General features: G+C 68.7%; 16 protein-coding genes and 2 tRNA genes. 12 read left to right on the plus strand and 6 right to left on the minus strand.

What is annotated here, in order from left to right:
• Positions 1 to 555 carry a M48 metallopeptidase family protein gene (locus tag HD557_RS04525; RefSeq protein WP_196872954.1) on the plus strand — a complete coding sequence of 185 codons (555 nt, stop codon included), beginning with the start codon at positions 1 to 3 and terminating at the stop codon, positions 553 to 555.
• Here the strand turns inward: HD557_RS04525 and HD557_RS04530 are convergent.
• Entirely contained in the window at positions 552 to 1,448 is an 897-nt protein-coding gene (locus tag HD557_RS04530; RefSeq protein ID WP_196872956.1) for an LLM class flavin-dependent oxidoreductase, read from the minus strand. The two genes, HD557_RS04525 and HD557_RS04530, sit on opposite strands and share 4 nt — an antisense overlap.
• Entirely contained in the window at positions 1,445 to 3,289 is a 1,845-nt protein-coding gene (locus HD557_RS04535; RefSeq protein WP_231380178.1) for an FAD-binding protein, read from the minus strand. The genes HD557_RS04530 and HD557_RS04535 overlap by 4 nt, the downstream gene beginning before the upstream one ends.
• An 87-nt stretch (positions 3,290 to 3,376) precedes the next feature.
• On the opposite strand from HD557_RS04535, the gene HD557_RS04540 reads away from it, so the two are divergent.
• The gene (locus tag HD557_RS04540) at positions 3,377 to 3,910 is read left to right on the plus strand and encodes a MarR family winged helix-turn-helix transcriptional regulator (RefSeq protein WP_307785535.1); all 534 of its coding nucleotides are present in this window, start codon (positions 3,377 to 3,379) and stop codon (positions 3,908 to 3,910) included.
• On the opposite strand, the gene HD557_RS04545 is transcribed toward HD557_RS04540, so the two are convergent.
• Positions 3,867 to 4,472 (minus strand): dihydrofolate reductase family protein, encoded by a 606-nt coding sequence (locus HD557_RS04545; RefSeq protein ID WP_196872964.1) that lies wholly within the window; start codon positions 4,470 to 4,472, stop codon positions 3,867 to 3,869. The two genes, HD557_RS04540 and HD557_RS04545, sit on opposite strands and share 44 nt — an antisense overlap.
• Positions 4,473 to 4,537: 65 nt before the next feature.
• On the opposite strand from HD557_RS04545, the gene HD557_RS04550 reads away from it, so the two are divergent.
• Positions 4,538 to 5,374 (plus strand): helix-turn-helix domain-containing protein, encoded by an 837-nt coding sequence (locus tag HD557_RS04550; protein WP_196872966.1) that lies wholly within the window; start codon positions 4,538 to 4,540, stop codon positions 5,372 to 5,374.
• Here HD557_RS04550 and HD557_RS04555 read toward each other — a convergent pair.
• Both HD557_RS04555 and HD557_RS04560 read right to left on the minus strand, forming a co-directional pair.
• Positions 5,371 to 5,910, minus strand: coding sequence for an NUDIX hydrolase (locus HD557_RS04555; protein ID WP_196872969.1), 540 nt, complete (start codon positions 5,908 to 5,910; stop codon positions 5,371 to 5,373). The genes HD557_RS04550 and HD557_RS04555 overlap by 4 nt on opposite strands.
• Complete coding sequence (locus HD557_RS04560; RefSeq protein ID WP_196872972.1) at positions 5,907 to 7,256, minus strand: zinc-dependent metalloprotease; 1,350 nt, start codon at positions 7,254 to 7,256, stop codon at positions 5,907 to 5,909. The genes HD557_RS04555 and HD557_RS04560 overlap by 4 nt, the downstream gene beginning before the upstream one ends.
• 56 nt (positions 7,257 to 7,312) lie before the next feature.
• Here HD557_RS04560 and HD557_RS04565 point away from each other — a divergent pair, with 56 nt between their 5' ends.
• The 6 genes from HD557_RS04565 to HD557_RS04590 all read left to right on the plus strand — a co-directional run bounded on the left by HD557_RS04565 (position 7,313) and on the right by HD557_RS04590 (position 12,884).
• A complete protein-coding gene (locus tag HD557_RS04565) occupies positions 7,313 to 7,750 on the plus strand; it encodes a molybdenum cofactor biosynthesis protein MoaE (RefSeq protein ID WP_008361863.1) in 438 nt (145 codons plus the stop codon).
• A 191-nt stretch (positions 7,751 to 7,941) separates the two neighbouring features.
• Positions 7,942 to 8,178, plus strand: coding sequence for a hypothetical protein (locus HD557_RS04570; RefSeq protein WP_196872975.1), 237 nt, complete (start codon positions 7,942 to 7,944; stop codon positions 8,176 to 8,178).
• 33 nt (positions 8,179 to 8,211) lie between these two features.
• Entirely contained in the window at positions 8,212 to 9,258 is a 1,047-nt protein-coding gene (locus HD557_RS04575) for a YlbL family protein (protein ID WP_196872977.1), read from the plus strand.
• Positions 9,255 to 9,863: a PPA1309 family protein gene (locus HD557_RS04580; protein WP_008361868.1), complete on the plus strand. Its 609-nt coding sequence runs from the start codon at positions 9,255 to 9,257 to the stop codon at positions 9,861 to 9,863. Before HD557_RS04575 ends, HD557_RS04580 begins: the two co-directional genes overlap by 4 nt.
• A complete protein-coding gene (locus HD557_RS04585; protein ID WP_008361870.1) occupies positions 9,860 to 12,757 on the plus strand; it encodes a UPF0182 family membrane protein in 2,898 nt (965 codons plus the stop codon). The genes HD557_RS04580 and HD557_RS04585 overlap by 4 nt, the downstream gene beginning before the upstream one ends.
• Before the next feature lie 53 nt (positions 12,758 to 12,810).
• A tRNA-Met gene (locus HD557_RS04590) sits at positions 12,811 to 12,884 on the plus strand.
• Positions 12,885 to 12,965: 81 nt separating this feature from the next.
• Here HD557_RS04590 and HD557_RS04595 read toward each other — a convergent pair.
• Positions 12,966 to 13,622 carry a TetR/AcrR family transcriptional regulator gene (locus HD557_RS04595; RefSeq protein WP_196872979.1) on the minus strand — a complete coding sequence of 219 codons (657 nt, stop codon included), beginning with the start codon at positions 13,620 to 13,622 and terminating at the stop codon, positions 12,966 to 12,968.
• 65 nt (positions 13,623 to 13,687) lie between these two features.
• Here HD557_RS04595 and HD557_RS04600 point away from each other — a divergent pair, with 65 nt between their 5' ends.
• From HD557_RS04600 to HD557_RS04610, 3 genes are all read left to right on the plus strand, one after another.
• Positions 13,688 to 14,134: an ester cyclase gene (locus HD557_RS04600; protein WP_196872981.1), complete on the plus strand. Its 447-nt coding sequence runs from the start codon at positions 13,688 to 13,690 to the stop codon at positions 14,132 to 14,134.
• A 195-nt stretch (positions 14,135 to 14,329) separates the two neighbouring features.
• Positions 14,330 to 14,403 (plus strand) — tRNA-Met (locus HD557_RS04605).
• Between the two features lie 533 nt (positions 14,404 to 14,936).
• Positions 14,937 to 16,193, plus strand: coding sequence for a hypothetical protein (locus HD557_RS04610; RefSeq protein ID WP_196872983.1), 1,257 nt, complete (start codon positions 14,937 to 14,939; stop codon positions 16,191 to 16,193).
• The last annotated feature ends 19 nt before the right edge of the window (positions 16,194 to 16,212 follow it).

Below are 16,212 nucleotides of genomic sequence, written 5' to 3' on the forward strand. Positions count from 1 at the left end.
ATGGACGGCCCGGAGATCGAGGTACGACGCAGCAAGCGGCGTCGGCGTACGGTCTCTGCCTACCGTGATGGCGACCGCATCATCGTGATGATCCCGGCCGCGATGTCGCAGCGCGAGGAGGCCGAGTGGGTCGAGCAGATGGTCGCCCGGCTGGAGAAGGCCGAGCGGCGTCGCAAGCCCAGCGACGATGACCTGATGCGCCGGTCGGCCGCCTTGAGCGACCAGTACTTCGGGGGTCTGGCCAAGCCGGACTCGGTCCGCTGGGTCGACAACCAGAACAGTCGCTGGGGTTCGTGCACCCCGGGCGACCGCTCGATCCGGCTCAGCGACCGGCTGCGGGGCATGCCGAGCTGGGTCATCGACTACGTGCTCGTCCACGAGCTCGCCCACCTCTTCGAGGCCAAGCACAACGAGGCCTTCTGGGCCTGGGTCGACCGCTACCCCCAGGCCGAGCGCGCCAAGGGCTACCTGGCCGGCTGGTCCGCCGCCGCCAAGCTCCCCGCCCCGCCGGGCGAGGAGGACGACGACGTCGACGGGGACGACCAGGTCGACTAGCGCTCCTTGGCGACCAGCTCCCTTACCTGCGGCGCGACCTCGGCCGCGAACCGCTCGGCCACCGCGGGGTCGTCGCCGCCGATCAGGAAGGCCGAGAACCCGTACTCCAGGACCAGCCCGGCAAGATCCTCGACCCACTGGTCGGCCGGGCCGTTGAGGAGCGTGCGGCTGGTGGGCTGGAACGAGACGTTCATGAGGTTGAGGAGGCGGCGCACGTCACCGGGCGAGCGCCCGGCGGCGACGGCTGCCTCGTCGATGCGGCCGTTGAGGCCCGGCACCGCGTCCAGCCCGCCCTCGATGTACTCCAGCGTCGGCAGCCACCCGTCCGCGTACGCCCCGGTGAGCTCCAGCATCCTCGGCTTGTAGGAGCCGACCCAGATCGGGATGTCGTGGGCCGGCTCGGGGCCGCGCTTGGTCCCGTCGGCCTGGTAGAACTCGCCGTCGAGGTGGATGCCGCCGCGGGTCGAGACGTCCCAGACCTCGCGGATGATCCCGATCGCCTCGCGCAGCGCGGTCACGCCCTGGGCGGCGGTGAGCCGTCGCCCGCCCATCGCCGCGATGCCGTCCCAGAACGCGCCGGCGCCGATGCCGAGCTCGATCCGCCCGCCGGAGAGCCGGTCGAGCGAGGCGACGGAGCGGGCGAGCATCGCGGGCGGCCGCAACGGCAGCGAGTGGACGTTGCCGGCCAGGTGGATGCGCGAGGTGCGCGCGGCGGCGTACGACATCAGGGTCCAGGTGTCGAGGAACGCGGGTTGGTAGGGGTGGTCCTGGAAGGTCACCAGGTCGAGCCCGGCGCGGTCGGCGGTGACGGCGAGGTCGACCACCTTCTGCGGGGACTGGGCGGACGGGGTGACGAAGGTGCCGAACAGCAGGTCGTGTCCGTAGTCGGTCATCGGTTCTCCGAAGGTTCGATGTTGACGATGTTGAAGATGTTGAAGTTGTCGCGAAGCAGGTTGGTCGGGTCGACGCGCTGCTTGAGCTCACGCAGTCGGGCCAGGGTGGCGGGCGGGAACGCGTCCGCGACCCGCTCGGTGGACGTAGTGGTCTCGAAGCTGAGGTAGAGCCCCTCGAGATGCGGTCGCAGCCGCGACCACGCCGTGTCGAGTGCCGCCGGGTCGCCGCCCATCGCGGTGACCTGGAACGCAGCGGTCCGGTGGGCGAAGGCGGTCGCGTCAGGATCCACGTCGGCGATCGCGCCGCCCATGGTGCGCAGCTGGAAGAAGTAGACGTCACCGGTGCGCAGCATCTGCGCCGCGTCGCGGGCGAGGTCGCCGGTCAGCGCCGGGATCAGCCCCGAGCGGGCGTGCGGCTCGCCGTGTCCGTGGTGGCCGTCGGAGCCGACGTCGGGGGCCTGGTTCATCACGTCGGTGTAGCGGGCGCGGAACACCTGCTGCTGGACCAGCGCCCCGAGGGAGGCGAACGGGGTCAGCCGCTCCACGATCACCTCCGGGTCGGGCGAGTCGACCAGGCCGTAGAGCTGGATCACGGCGCCCTCCGCTCGCGGGCGACCGGTCACCAGGAACACGGTTGTGTCGCGCGGCGCCGCGGCCGCGACCGCTCCGAACCGGAGCAGCGCCTCCTCGATGTCGGGGACGACCAGCGTGAGCTGGGCCGAGCCGACCTCGGCGACCTCGTACACCTCGAACTCGAAGGCGGTCACGATGCCCAGGTTGGCACCCGCACCGCGTACGCCCCAGAACAGGTCGGGGTTCTCCTCGCGGTCGGCGCGCACGATCGACCCGTCGGCGAGCACCATCTCGACGGCGACCAGGTGGTCGATGGTGAGCCCGTGCTCGCGGGAGAGGAAGCCGATCCCGCCGGCGGTCGCGAGCCCGCCGACCCCGACACCGCCGTAGTCGCCCGAGCCCAGCGCCCACCCGTAGGGATCCAGCGCTGCCGCCACCTGCTTCCAGGTGGCTCCCGGCCCGATGCGTACGCGGCGGCTGGGGGCGTCGAGGACCTCGATCGAGCTCATCCCGCCCAGGTCGATCACCAGGCCGCCGTCGTTCGTCGAGCGGCCGCTGACGCCGTGCCCGCCGCTGCGGATCCCGAGCGGCAGATGCCGATGATGGCCGGCGAAGCGGAGTGCGTCGGCCACCTGGGCCGGGGTCGTCGGTCGCAGCACCAGGCCGGGTCGGCCGCCGCGGAGGTAGGTCGAGCGGACCGCGCGGTACGCGGCGTCACCGGGCTCGACGGCGGTCGCCGCGAGCGAGGCGGGCACGTCGTCGTAGGCGATGCCCGGACGCCGCTTCGCCCAGACCGATGACGTACGCCGCGGCCCCGACGGCCGCGGGCCTCCGTGCTCCACGAGCAGACGGGCCACGCGGTCGACCTCGGCCTCGGTCGCCACCGGGACGACCAGCGGCACGCTCGTGGACGCGGCGCTCTCGAGGGCGGCGGGGGAGAGGTCGGCAGGGGCGCTCGTCCATGCGTCCGGGTCGGTGATCAGGCGTGCGCCGGCCAGCAGGTCGAGGCTGTCGCGGGCTCGCTCGGCGACGCTCGGGTAGCCGGCGTCCGGGTCGCGCGGGTCGGGCGCGCCGGTGGGCGTCAGCGTGACGCCGATCGGGACCGACTTGGTGCTGCCCAGCAGCCAGGTCGCGGTGGTCCAGGGGTCGAGGTCACCGGGGTCGATCACCACCAGGTCGAGGCCGGCTTCCTCTGCGCGCTGCGCGAGAGCGGTCATCGCATCGGGTGGCAGCGCCGGGTCGAGGGCGACGCCCAGCTCGAGAGTCATTCGATCGTTCCTCCAAGAATCGTTCGCCACAAGATCGTATGTGACACAGACGATTGGTTCAACAGAACGATTTGCTAGGATGTTCCCGTGACCACCCGAGCCGAACCGCAGACCGCAGCCCATCCGGCGCAGCCGGAGGGTGCCGACGACCTCGGCTGGGGCCTCGGCGCGCTGCTGCGCGGCTACCGGCAGCGGGTCACCGAGGCGATCGGAGATTTCCCGCACGGGGCGCGGGGCTACCAGACGATGTGCGCGGTGGTCGGCGGCGACCACCCCAGCCAGCTGGCGCTGGCCGGCCATCTCGGTATCGACAAGACCGTGATGACCTACCTGCTCGACGATCTCGTCGACGCGGGTCTGGTCGAGCGGCGCCCCAACCCGGCGGACCGCCGCCAGCGTCAGATCGTCGCCACCGACCAGGGCACCCGGGCCGTCGCCGAGCTGTGCCGCCGGGTCGACGCCGCCGAGAACGACCTGCTGGGCCGGCTCGACGACGACGAGCGCGCCACCCTGCGCCGCCTGCTCAGCAAGGCGACCGGCCCCGCTCCCGGCCACACCGCCGAGGCCTGCGCGGTCGTCACCGGGACGCCGACGGAGTCTCCCGACCCACGGAGTAGGTGAGCGCCACGGTCCCGAGGCTCGTCGAGGCGATGTCCTCGAGCCTCAGCGAGCTCGGCAGCGGCAGGTCCCCGAAGAGCCGCTTGCCGGTGCCGAGCAGCAGCGGGTGCAGGAACAGCCGCAGCTCGTCGATGAGACCGGCAGGCATCAGCTGACGGACGAGGACGCCGCTGCCGAGCGCGACGACGGTGCCCGAGCCGTCGGCCTTCAGGCCGCTCACCGCGTCGAGGACGTCGCCCTCGAGCACGGTCGCGCCGCTCCAGGCCAGGTCGCGGAGCGTGCGGGTCGCGACGTACTTCGGCGTGGCGTTGAGGCTCGCCGCCATCGGGTCCGTGTCGGGCTGGGTGGGCCAGAAGGCCGCCATCTTCTCGTAGGTGCGCCGCCCGAACAGATAGGCCGAGGTCTGGGCACCGACATCGGGGGAGAGGACCTCGCCGAGGGCCGCGCCGAACGGTGCGCCCCAGCCGCCGTGCTCGAAACCACCGTCGCGGTCCTCGTCAGGGGAGCCCAGCCCCTGCATCACCCCGTCGACGCTCAGGAACTCCACGATCGCAAGTCTTCGCATGACCACATCCTGCGCCGGGGCCGAATCGGCTGGCTTGAACGAAATCGACCGGCGATGGTCGGTCCATGACGGGTGTGACCCGCGAGATCGTCCGACTGCCGCCCCACCCCGGGCTGCGGGGGCTGGTCGCGGGCGTCATCGGTTTCCACGAGCAGTCGGCCACGCCGCTCGAGCGCCGCCAGCCCGCCGGGACGCTGCTGCCGCTGGTGCTCTCCTTCAGTGACCCGTTCGAGATCGTCGACGTCGCCGCAGGGGAGGGGGAGGGGACGTACGGGTCGTTCCTCTCCGGCTTCATGCCCGGGCCGGTCTCGACCCGGTCCGGCCGCAGTCATGCGTGCGTGCAGGTCTATCTGACGCCGCTCGGCGTCACCCGGCTGCTGGGTGTGCCGGGCCGTGAGATCGCGGGCCGGGTGGTGAGGGTCGAGGACCTGGTCCCCGAGCTCGGTCCGTCCTTCTCGGAGCAGCTGGCGGAGGTCGCCACCTGGCGGCGAAGGTTCGACCTGGTCCAGTCCGCGCTGCTGGCGCGAGCCGGCGACCCCGCCGACCCGCTGGCGTCCTGGCTGTGGGGCCGGATCACCGAGTCCGGAGGCCAGGCGCGCATCCGGGACCTCGTGACCGAGACCGGCTGGAGCCACCGCTACGTCACGACCGCCTTCCGACGCGCCGTCGGGCTCACCCCGAAGGCGGCCGCGGGCGTCGTACGTTTCGAGCGGGCCGCCGCCGACCTCGGCCGGCTGCCCGTCGCCGAGGTCGCGGTCCGGCACGGCTACGCCGACCAGAGCCACCTGACCCGCGAGGCGGTCAGGTACGCCGGCGAACCGCCTGCTGCGCTCGCCGCCAACCGGCGGCCGACCGCCCACACCGCGCTCGGGACGACCCCGTCCGGCTCGCGCGTGCGCTAGAGGCGCGCCTGCGCGAGCTTGATGAGCTCGAGGAGGTTGTCCTCGGGATCGGGGATCGCGTCGACCGGCCACCAACGTACGTCGAGGGACTCCTCGCTCACCTCCGGAACCACACCGGCGGGAGCGACCGCCATGAAGCGCACGTCGAGGTGGTGGACGTCGCCCGACGGAGCGCAGAAGGGCACCGGGTGCTCGGAGAGCTGCACGAGTCCGGGCAGCGGCACCAGGTCCGGCACGCCGGACTCCTCACGCAGCTCGCGGGCCGCGGCCGCCCACAGGGTCGCGTCGTCCTGCTCGAGATGTCCGCCGAACTGGAACCAGCGCCGCGCCTTGCGGTGATGGGTCAGCAGCACCGAGGTGCCGTCGTCGGAGAGCACCACGCACGAAGCCGTCAGGTGGTCGGGGACGCACGACTTGAAGACGCCGGTGGGCTCGGCCTCGAGGTGAGCGACGTAGCGCTGCCGCAGGGTCTCCTGCGGAGCCGACGGCGCATCCCACGCCCGCAGGGCTGCGAGCGCGTCAGCGTGCAGGCTCACTCCTCGTCCGGCTTGTCCGAGTCGGTGCCGCCGAGGAGCTTCTTCAGCTCCTCGTCGAAGTCGATCGAGTCGACGTCGGGCGCCTCGGCGCCCTCGCGGAAGCCGAGCGGGTCGTCGAGGTCCGCCGAGGTGGGCAGCAGCGCCGGTGACATCCAGACGCCGTCGCGGGCCTCGATGCCCTGCCGGGTGCGCAGCGAGCCCCACAGGGCAGCCGCGTCGCGCAGGCGTCGCGGACGGAGCTCGAGGCCGACCAGGGTCGCGAAGGTCTGCTCGGCCGGACCGCCGGCAGCGCGCCGGCGGCGTACGGCCTCCTGCAGCTGCGCCGCGACCGGCATCCGCTCGGCAGTGGCCAGGGCGACGACCTCGTCGACCCAGCCCTCGACGAGCGCCAGCACGATCTCGAGCCGCTCCAGCGCGGCCTTCTGCACCGGCGAGTCGGGCACCTCGAACATGCCTTCCTCGAACATGTTCTGCAGCTGCGAGGGGTCCTGCATCGCGGAGAGGTCGAGGCCACGCATCTGCTCCTCGATCCGCTGCTGCATGGCCTCCATGTTGAGCTCCACGCCCTGCGCGTAGTCGGTGACGGCGGTGACCACGTGGTCACGCAGCCACGGCACGCCGGCGAAGAGCCGCTGGTGGGCCGCCTCACGCAGGGCCAGGAAGAGCAGCACGTCGTCGGTGCTGACTCCCAGGCCCTCGGCGAAGGGCTCGACGTTGACCGGGAGCAGCGCCGCCTGGCCGGTCTCGGCCAGCGGGATGCCGATGTCGGAGACCGAGATGACCTCGCCGGCGAGGTGACCGAGGCCGGTGCCGGCCTGGTTCGCGTACAACGCGCCCATCGCCTTGCCGACGAACCCGATCATCGGGCCCATCTGCGCCTTCATCTCCTCGGGCAGCTGACCGCTCATCGCGGCCGCCGTCGAGGCCGCGACCGGCTCGATCAGCGGCTTCCACGCGTCCAGCGTGTTGACCAGCCACTCGGCCTTGGACCAAGCGGTGGCGGACTTCACGCCGGAGGGGAACGAGGTGGTGTCCTCCAACCAGTGGTCGGCCAGCTGGATCGCGTCGGCGACCGCGTCCTTCTGCTTCTGAGAAGGCGTCGGGTCGGGCGTGGACGCGGCGACCTTTCGGGCGAGGTCCATCGCGACGTCCCAGTTCAGCGGGCCGTCATAGGGCTGTAGCAGCGACTGGATCTGACCGAAGATCTGGCTCAGGTCAGGCATGCCGCCGGGGCCGCCACCGACGCCGCCGATGGGGAAACCACCGAAGAACGCTTCAAAGGGCGTGCCCTTGAAGGGGTTCTCCGGCTCCTCCGGCTCGTCGGGGCCACCTGGGGTCTGACTCATGTGTCCAGCCTACGCGGTTACGGAAGCCCGCTGTCAGCAAGCACTACGCTGGTCCCATGGCTGAACCGAAGAAAGGCGCCGTCAAGCTTCTGGACATCCGGGAGACCCCTCTCGATGTCTCCGAGGTGATGGACGCCCTCGACGACGACGCGTCCGGCGGCGTGACTCTCTTCGTCGGTCGCGTACGTGACCACGACGGGGGCAAGGGCGTGACCGGGCTCGACTACCAGGCCCATCCCACCGCCCTCGCGCGCCTGACCGAGGTCGCCGAGAAGGTCGCCGCCGACCACGGCGTCGCGGGCGTCGCCGCCGTCCACCGCACCGGCCACCTCGACATCGGCGACATCGCCGTCATCGTCGCCACCGCCTCCGGCCACCGTGGCGAGGCCTTCGCCGCCTCCCGCGACCTCATCGACACCCTCAAGGCCGAGGTGCCCATCTGGAAGCACCAGGTCTTCACCGACGGCACCGACGAGTGGGTCGGCGCGCCGTGACATGGCGATTGCTTCGCAATTCGCGCAGCGCCTCCGCTTGACCCTCGTCTTCCTCCGCTGCGCTCAGTCGCTTCGCTCCCTCGCTCCGCTGCGTCCAGACGAGGGGCGCTCCGGCGCTGGGATGTCGCGCTGGCGGGTCTTGGACGGCGCGCCATGATGCGCGGCGTTGGGTGACCAAATAGGCTGCGTACGTGGACATCCTGCTGTGGCTCGTGCCGTCCGCGGTCATCACCGTGCTGGCGATGGCGTGGGTCGCCTTTCTCGGCCGTGAGGGGCGCGAGGAGGACCGCGAGGAGGTCGTACGCCGCCTCGGCATCGCGCTGGAGAAGGAGAAGACGCGCGAGCGCTCGAAACGGTACGCAGCCCCGCAGCCGCCGCCCGACAGGTCGACCGGCGTCGCGGTCCGTGTCAACCGCGATGCCTCTTAGGGTCGAGTTGGTCCTGAATGAGAAGGTGACGCTATGACACAGCGCACCCTGGCCGGCCTTGTCGCCCTGCCGCTCGTGGTCGCCCTGATCGTGATCGCCTGGGTCGTTCCGCTGCCCTACACGATCTACAGCCCCGGGCCGACGGTGAACGTCCTGGGCAAGTTCGACGGCAAGGACATCGTCCAGGTGAAGGGCCACGAGAGCTACCGCGACAAGGGGCAGCTGCGGATGACCACGGTCTCCGAGACCACCCGTGAGGCGCGGCTCGGCCTGTGGACCCTGCTGGGCGCATGGATGAGCGAGACCGAGGCGGTCTACCCGCGCGAGGTCGCCTACCCCGACCAGGGCACCGTCGAGGACGACCGCGAGGCCGGGCAGGTGCAGATGGCCAGCGCGCAGGACGCCGCGATCGCCGCGGCCCTCACCAAGCTCGGTGAGGACGTCGACGAGGTCTCGGTCGCCGAGGTCAGCAAGGACGCTCCCGCCGAGGGCAAGCTGAAGGCCGAGGACGTCGTCACCAAGGTCGGCGACAAGGCGGTCGACACCCCCGAGGAGGTCGTCACCGAGGTGCAGAAGGTGAAGCCCGGCGACACCATCGAGCTGACCGTCGAGCGCAAGGGCAAGACGCTCACCCAGACCATCAAGACCGGTGAGAAGGACGGCAAGGCCTTCATCGGCGTCTCGCTGGGGGCGACCTACGAGTTCCCCTACGACGTCAAGATCACGCTCGACCCGGCCATCGGCGGACCGAGCGCGGGGCTGATGATGGCGCTGTCGGTCTACGACACGCTCACCAAGGGCCCGCTGACCGGGGAGCAGAAGATCGCCGGCACCGGCACCATCGACGGCGACGGCAACGTCGGCCCGATCGGCGGGATCCAGCAGAAGATCCCGGGTGCGGCCTCGGACGGGGCCAAGCTCTTCCTGGTGCCCGCCGGCAACTGCCAAGACGTCGAGGGCGCCGAGAACGGTGACATGCGCCTGACCCGTGTGGAGAACCTCGACGACGCCATCAAGGCCATCGAGACCTGGACCGAGGACCCGAATGCCAAGCTGCCGACCTGTGGGAGCACGAAGTGAACGACACCCCTGAGCCCACACCCGGGCCCACGCCAGAGCTCAGCCGCGGCCTCGACCTGGAGACCGATCCCGCTCTGGCCGCGGCCGTCCTCGAGATCGAGGCCCACGTCGCGAGCGAGGGCTGGGACGGGCCGGCGAGGCTGTTCGCGCTCGTCGACACCGCCGCGCTGGTCAAGGCCGAGCCCGCGCTCGCCACGATGATGGGCCTGGACAACCCCGACCAGGAGGGGTCGCTGACCCCGATCGAGCAGGACCAGGTGCCGGTCACGACCCAGCTGGAGGAGGTCCTCCAGACGACGGCCTGGCCCGCAGGGGTCACCGGCTGCGCCGCGGTCGTCGAGCGCCTGGTGCTGCCGCCCGACGCCGACGGCAAGATCCCCGACGACGCCGAGGCGGCCGCGGAGTTCGCCAAGGCGCACCCCGACCGGCAAGAGGTACGCATCGTGGCCGGCGCGACACGTGCTGGTGCCACGTACTGTGCTCTGCGGTTGAAGGCCCACGACGACGACCAGTCGGTCATCGGCGGCGTCGACCTGGTCCCCGAGCTCCTCGAGCTGCTGCGTGGCACTCTCGAGGAGAACCCAGACAGCGAGGGTGACGAATGAGCTTGTTTGACGACGACGACCCGGCGCAGGCGCCGGTGCGACAGAGCAGCGGCCGCAACCGATGGCTGGTGATCGCCGCCGTCTCGGTCATCGTGCTCTTCTTCGGGATCAGCGCCTTCGCGGCGGTCTACACCGACGCGCTGTGGTACGACGCGATCGACTTCAGCAGCGTCTTCGGCACGGTCTTCTGGACGCGTACGGCACTCTTCGTGATCTTCGGCGTGCTGATGGGGATCATGATCGGGCTGCCGGCCGCGCTCGCCTACCGCACCCGTCCCTACTTCCACCCGGCCGACGACATCGGCGGCCTGGACCGCTACCGCGACGCGATCGCCCCGATCCGCACCTGGCTGCTGGTCGGCATCGCGGGGGTCTCGGGGATCTTCGCCGGCTTCTCCGGCGCGGGCCACTGGCGTACGTATCTGATGTGGCGCCACGGGCGCGACTTCGACAAGGTCGATGAGTTCTTCAAGAAGGACATCGGCTTCTACGTCTTCGACCTGCCGTGGTGGCACTACCTGGTCAACTTCGCGCTGACCGGGCTGATCCTCGGCACCATCGGCGCGATGATCGTGCACTACGTCTACGGCGGGATCCGACTCACCGCGCAGCGCGACCGGTTCACCCGCTCGGCGCAGATCCAGCTCAGCGCCATGCTCGGGCTGATCCTGCTGGTGAAGGGGCTCGACTACTGGGTCGACCGCTACGACCTCGTCAACGGCTCCGGTCCGCGCCTGGACGGGATGACCTACACCGACGAGCACGCGGTGCTCCCGGCCAACCAGATCCTGCTCGCGATCGCGGTGATCTGCGGCGTGCTGTTCCTCCTGAACATGTGGCGACGCAGCTGGCAGCTGCCCTCGATCGCGATCTCGCTGTTCGCGATCTCGGTGCTGCTGATCGGGATGATCTGGCCCGCGATCGTGCAGGGCTTCCAGGTCCGGCCGAGCGAGCAGGACAAGGAGAAGCCCTACCTGGCGGCCAACATCAAGGCCACCCAGGACGCCTACGGCATCTCCAAGGACGACCTCGAGGTGACCGAGTACACCTCGCAGGCCGAGGCCGACGGCGCCTCGCCCGACCAGCTCGACGAGACCGCGTCCTCGCTGCCGATCGTCGACCCCGCGGTCGTCCACCGCGAGTTCGAGCAGGTCCAGCAGGGTCGCTCCTACTACTCGGTGCACGAGCCGCTCGACATCTCCACCTACGACGTCGGTGGCAAGGAGCGGGCGGTCGTGCTCGGCGTACGCGAGCTCAACCAGGCCGGCATCTCCGACTCCGACCGCACCTGGACCAACCTGCACACGGTCTACACCCACTCCAACGGCGTGATCGCCTCCTACGCCAACATGCGCGGCGCCGACGACAAGTCTGAGTCGAGCCAGATGCAGTGGGCCGAGGGCGACCGCACCGGTCAGCACGACCTGACCTCGGGCCAGGGCAAGTTCCAGGACAAGGTCTACTTCGGCGAGGACTCCCCGGAGTACTCGATCGTCGGCAAGTCTGGCGAGGGCGCCGCGGTCGAGCTCGACTACAACTCCGAGGACGGCGAGACCCGGACGACGTACGAAGGTGCCGGCGGTGTCCCGATCGGCTCCAACTTCCGCCAGCTGATGTACGCCATCCAGTTCGGCTCCACGAACTTCCTGCTCTCCTCGCGGGTCAACGAGAACTCCGAGATCCTCTACGACCGCTCCCCGAAGGAGCGCGTGCAGAAGGTCGCGCCGTGGCTGACGCTCGACGACGACGTCTACCCGGTGATCGTCGGTGGGCGGATCCAGTGGGTGGTCGACGGCTACACGACCACCGACCGCTACCCGCAGGCCGCGCGCGACTCGTTCGCCTCGATGACCGACGACGCCACCCAGACCTCGGCCGGGGTGCAGACGCTGCCCACCGACGAGATCAACTACATGCGCAACGCGGTGAAGGCGACCGTGGACGCGTACGACGGCACCGTCACCCTCTACGAGTGGGACGAGGCGGACCCGATCCTGCAGACGTGGGAGGCGGCCTTCCCCGGCACCGTGATGCCGAAGTCGTCGATCCCGAAGGAGCTGATGGAGCACCTTCGCTACCCCGAGGACCTCTACAAGGTGCAGCGCTACCAGCTGGCGCGCTACCACGTCTCCGACCCGGACGTCTTCTTCTCCGGCAACGAGCGCTGGGCCGTGCCCGAGGACCCGAACGACGACAACCACCAGCAGACGCCCTACCGGATGTTCCTCGACGACGGCTCGGGGACCGCGCGCTGGTCGCTGACGTCGGCCTTCGTGCCCTACAACCGCCCCAACCTGGCGGCGATGATGTCGGTCGACTCCGATGCCACCTCGGAGAACTACGGGAAGATCCGGATCACCACCGGCTTCCCCGACGACACCCAGGGCCCCGGCATGGTCTCCAACGAGTTCCGTACGGACAAGGCGATCGCGGACGAGGTCGCCTCGTTCAACCGCTCCGGGTCGGCGCCGGTGTGGGGCCAGGTCATCACGTACCCGACGGCGAAGAACGGCATCCTGTACGTCGAGCCGATCTACGCGCGCCGGGCGACCGCCTCCACCTCCGGCTATGCGCAGCTCGCCTTCGTGCTGGTCTCCTACGACGGACGGGTCGGTTACGGATCGACGCTGAGCGAGGCTCTCGAGGTCGCGCTCACCGGCGCCGCCCCGACGCCTCCGACGGCCTCCGATCCCGACGAGGAACCGGCCGAGACCACCCCACCCTCCTCCGGTGACTCACCGCGCGAGGTCGGCCAGCTCCTGGAGGACGCGCGCGCCCTCTTCGCCCAGGCCGACGAGGCCGGCAAGGCCGGCGACTACGCCGAGCGTGAGCGGCTCATCGCGGAGGCGCAGGACAAGGTCGACCAGGCCGCCGAGCTTATCTCGGGCGGGTGAGGACATCTCCGATTAGGGTTCGTTTCCCTTCGCGTGTAATGTTCTTCTTGCGACGCGGGGTGGAGCAGCTCGGTAGCTCGCTGGGCTCATAACCCAGAGGTCACAGGTTCAAATCCTGTCCCCGCTACTCCGAAGAAGAAGCCCGGACCAGCTGGTCCGGGCTTCTTCGATTTCCGGCCCGATCTGCGGCTTCGTTGCGCTGTCGGTCTCAGTCGGCCAGAAGTGCGTCCTGCAGCGTGCGGGCGAGCCAGGCCACGTACTCGTCCACGGACCAACCGCGGCCGAGAACGAGTGCGTCGTGGTTGGCCTGCGCGCACAGGGTCCAGATGATGTCCGCCGCTCGATCAGCCGTCAGCCCGGGCCGCAGAGCGCCACGCGACTCCAGGAGGGCGGCGAACCGGCCCAGACCTGCTCGTCGGGTCGCGGCGTGCTCGCGCTGCAACCGCTGCAGGTCCGGCTCCGACGCCGCTGCGGCGTCGAGGACCCGCAGCAGAGGTCCTACCCGGCCCCACACGCCGGGCTGTGTGGCCGCGTAGAGCTCGAGCTGGCGACGCGGGTCGGCCTCGTCGATGATCGTGCTGATCGCCGGGCGCTCCTCCACGGGTACCTGCGCGCGACCGGCGCCCCCGGCCACCGCTGCCTGGACCGCTGCATCGAGCAGTCCTGCTTTGCCCGGCGCCGCGCGGTAGACCGTCTGGAGGGCGACTCCGGCCTCGGCGGCGATCGCCGGGATCGTGGCGCCGGCGTAGCCACGCTCGAGGAACAGGCGAGTGGCCGCCTCGATCACGCGATTTCGGGTGTGCTCCGCCTTCGCGCGACGGCCGGCCGCGTCGTACGTGCGTTTGGGGGTTGACGAGTCAGACATTGAGTAGAATGCTACTAACATCAATATCTCGGGATCATGCGACACGCCCGAGACAGGAGATCGAGATGGAAGGCACCGAGATCACGGCCAACGCCCGCCGCGTGCTCGAAGAGGTGTTCCCCGCCAACGACAAGAAGTCCCTGGGGGAGCTGATCAGCGACCGCTTCGTCAACCACGAGGCGCCCCCAGGGACACCCCCGGGCCGGGGGAGTGTCGAGATGTTCATGGACCTGCTGGCCGCGGCTTTCACCGACCAGCGGTGGGAGATCCACCAGACGGTGACGCAGGGAGACACGGTCGTCCTGCAGTGCACGCACAGCGGCGTGCACACCGGCGACTGGTTCGGCATGCCCGCTTCCGGGAAGCGGTTCGCCTACAAGCAGGTGCACATCGTGCGGTTCGAGGACGGGATCGGCGTCGAGCACTGGGCGGTGCGCGACGATGCCGCGCTCATGCGCCAGCTTTCGGGTTCCGATCGCCCGCTCGACGCGGCCGTCGGCGCCGAGTCCTGACGATCTGCGAGGGTGCGACATGCCTGACAGGCTCGAGAGGCTGCTTCCCCACAGTGGTGTTGCTCGCCGGTTTGCTGTTCGTGGTCACTGGCGTCGTGCTCGCCAGGCGTGTGCCGGCCGAGGTCTTCGACGTCGCGCGGTCGAGCTGACCCGGATTTGGGTTCGGCTCGGTTCGCGGTAGAGTTGCTCCTGCGACGCGGGGTGGAGCAGCTCGGTAGCTCGCTGGGCTCATAACCCAGAGGTCACAGGTTCAAATCCTGTCCCCGCTACTCCGAAACGAAGGCCCGGACCGAAAGGTCCGGGCCTTCGTGGGTTCTGGCCTGAACTGCGGGTTTGCTCGTTATGGATTAGGCGGCCGTGCCGTTTCCCTCCTAGTACCTCGAACATGGAGAGACCACTCACGCGGCTGACCATGCCTGGTGGACGACGGAAGGCGCTGAGAAGCATCTCAACGTCGCGGCCTTCACGATTCGCGCATACGCAGCGCGCGGTCAGATGCCCAGCCCAGGGAAACACGTGGACCGCACGGCACTCTGGCGCCCAGAAGCCATCAGGTCGTGAAACGCAGACGCACTCGAAAGCGGTTGAAGCTGGCAGGCACGGGCCTTGCCCCATATCCTTGGTAACTCAAGTGCCGAAGCGATCGTTTCAGACGTTGATGTCGCTCTTGGCCGGTCGGATCTGATCGACCGGTAGCCAATCCATCACCCGAACCCGAAGCCCAGCATTGACATCTCTCGATTCATGCACGCCTTCGAAAGCAGATTAGGCCCAGAAAAGTGTTGGCATTAGAACGGCCAGTATGAGGAAGTTTCTCGAGCACATAGGGATAGTTGCGAGCATCACTGGACTTCTCTTCGTTGCGGTCCGCCTATTTAGCGTCTCTGGCGGATCGACTGAAACTGCATTCGCAATCTTGCAGTCCCAAGGCACGGGAACAGTGCTATTGTCTGCAATTCTTACATGTGTGCCAATTGTTCCGCTTATTGCCATCAATTTGTGGATCTTCTGGATCAAGTATAGTCGCGGCACGTTCATTCTGGTCGACATACCAATAGTTGCAATCCTGCTGCTCTTGGTGGGCCTGCTTACCCCCTGGTTCTTCGCCGTAGTGTTCATCTCAGTTACGGCCGCTGGTGAAGTGGCACAGAACATCCTCAATAGACAGACGTTCAAGAACGCATTTCAGCGCGTGCGTGATCAGGTCGATAAAGCGCGCAAGAGCAACGGTCCAGCCGCCGAGGAAGGAGCGAGGACGGTCCAGTCGGAGGCATCGGAGACCAATGCTGAACAGGAATTCACCGCCGCTGAGGTGAATTCCCTTATGCCTGATATAACGCCTGAGCGGCGCCGCATATTGATACGGTTTCTAGCGGAGGATGAGCCTGAACGCGTCCCAGGACTACATCCAGAAGATGCGGAGAGCTTCAGGGACCGATGGAATGCTCGAAAATCCACTAGAGACGTATTACTGGAGGTCCTGGACGAGCTCACGGTAATTATGGATGACATGAACTCCCCTGCTCCGATGCGGTGGCGAGGATTGTCGCAGCGAATATCTTCGCTGACCGCCAAAGTCAACGCAGTCCCCTACCCAGACTGGGAACGGTGTTCGGAGGTGCGCGAGGCTATTTCAAATGCTGAGGATCGTGCCGCGGAATACGAGGCATTTTCTAAGGGACTTATATCTGCCATGTCGATATTACTCGGCATCGTAACAGTGGCCTTGGTGGGCATCAGCGCCATCTTCTTCCCAATGTGGGCTCCTCTCGAACGAGTCGAGCATGCCGATACTGCTTCCGTGGGTTATGTTCTGGGGCACGATGACGATGAACTCGTCATTCTGATGGATCGGCCCCGCGGTGTGGTAAGAGTCGAGAATGTCACGCGGCGGTCGTTCTGCACTAAGAGAAGCGTGAACACACGTCTCGGACCGATGCACTGGATGGCGGACCCTGCTCCTATACTCGGGTTTGTCTATCCGCCGCGTCTCGAGTATCCGTCATGTGCGCGCCCAACCCCGGACGAGCAACCGTCAAAACCTCGGAAAGCCAGCTGAGTGTGAACTGACGGCCCGG

This window comes from Nocardioides luteus (assembly GCF_015752315.1).
Lineage (GTDB): Bacteria > Actinomycetota > Actinomycetes > Propionibacteriales > Nocardioidaceae > Nocardioides.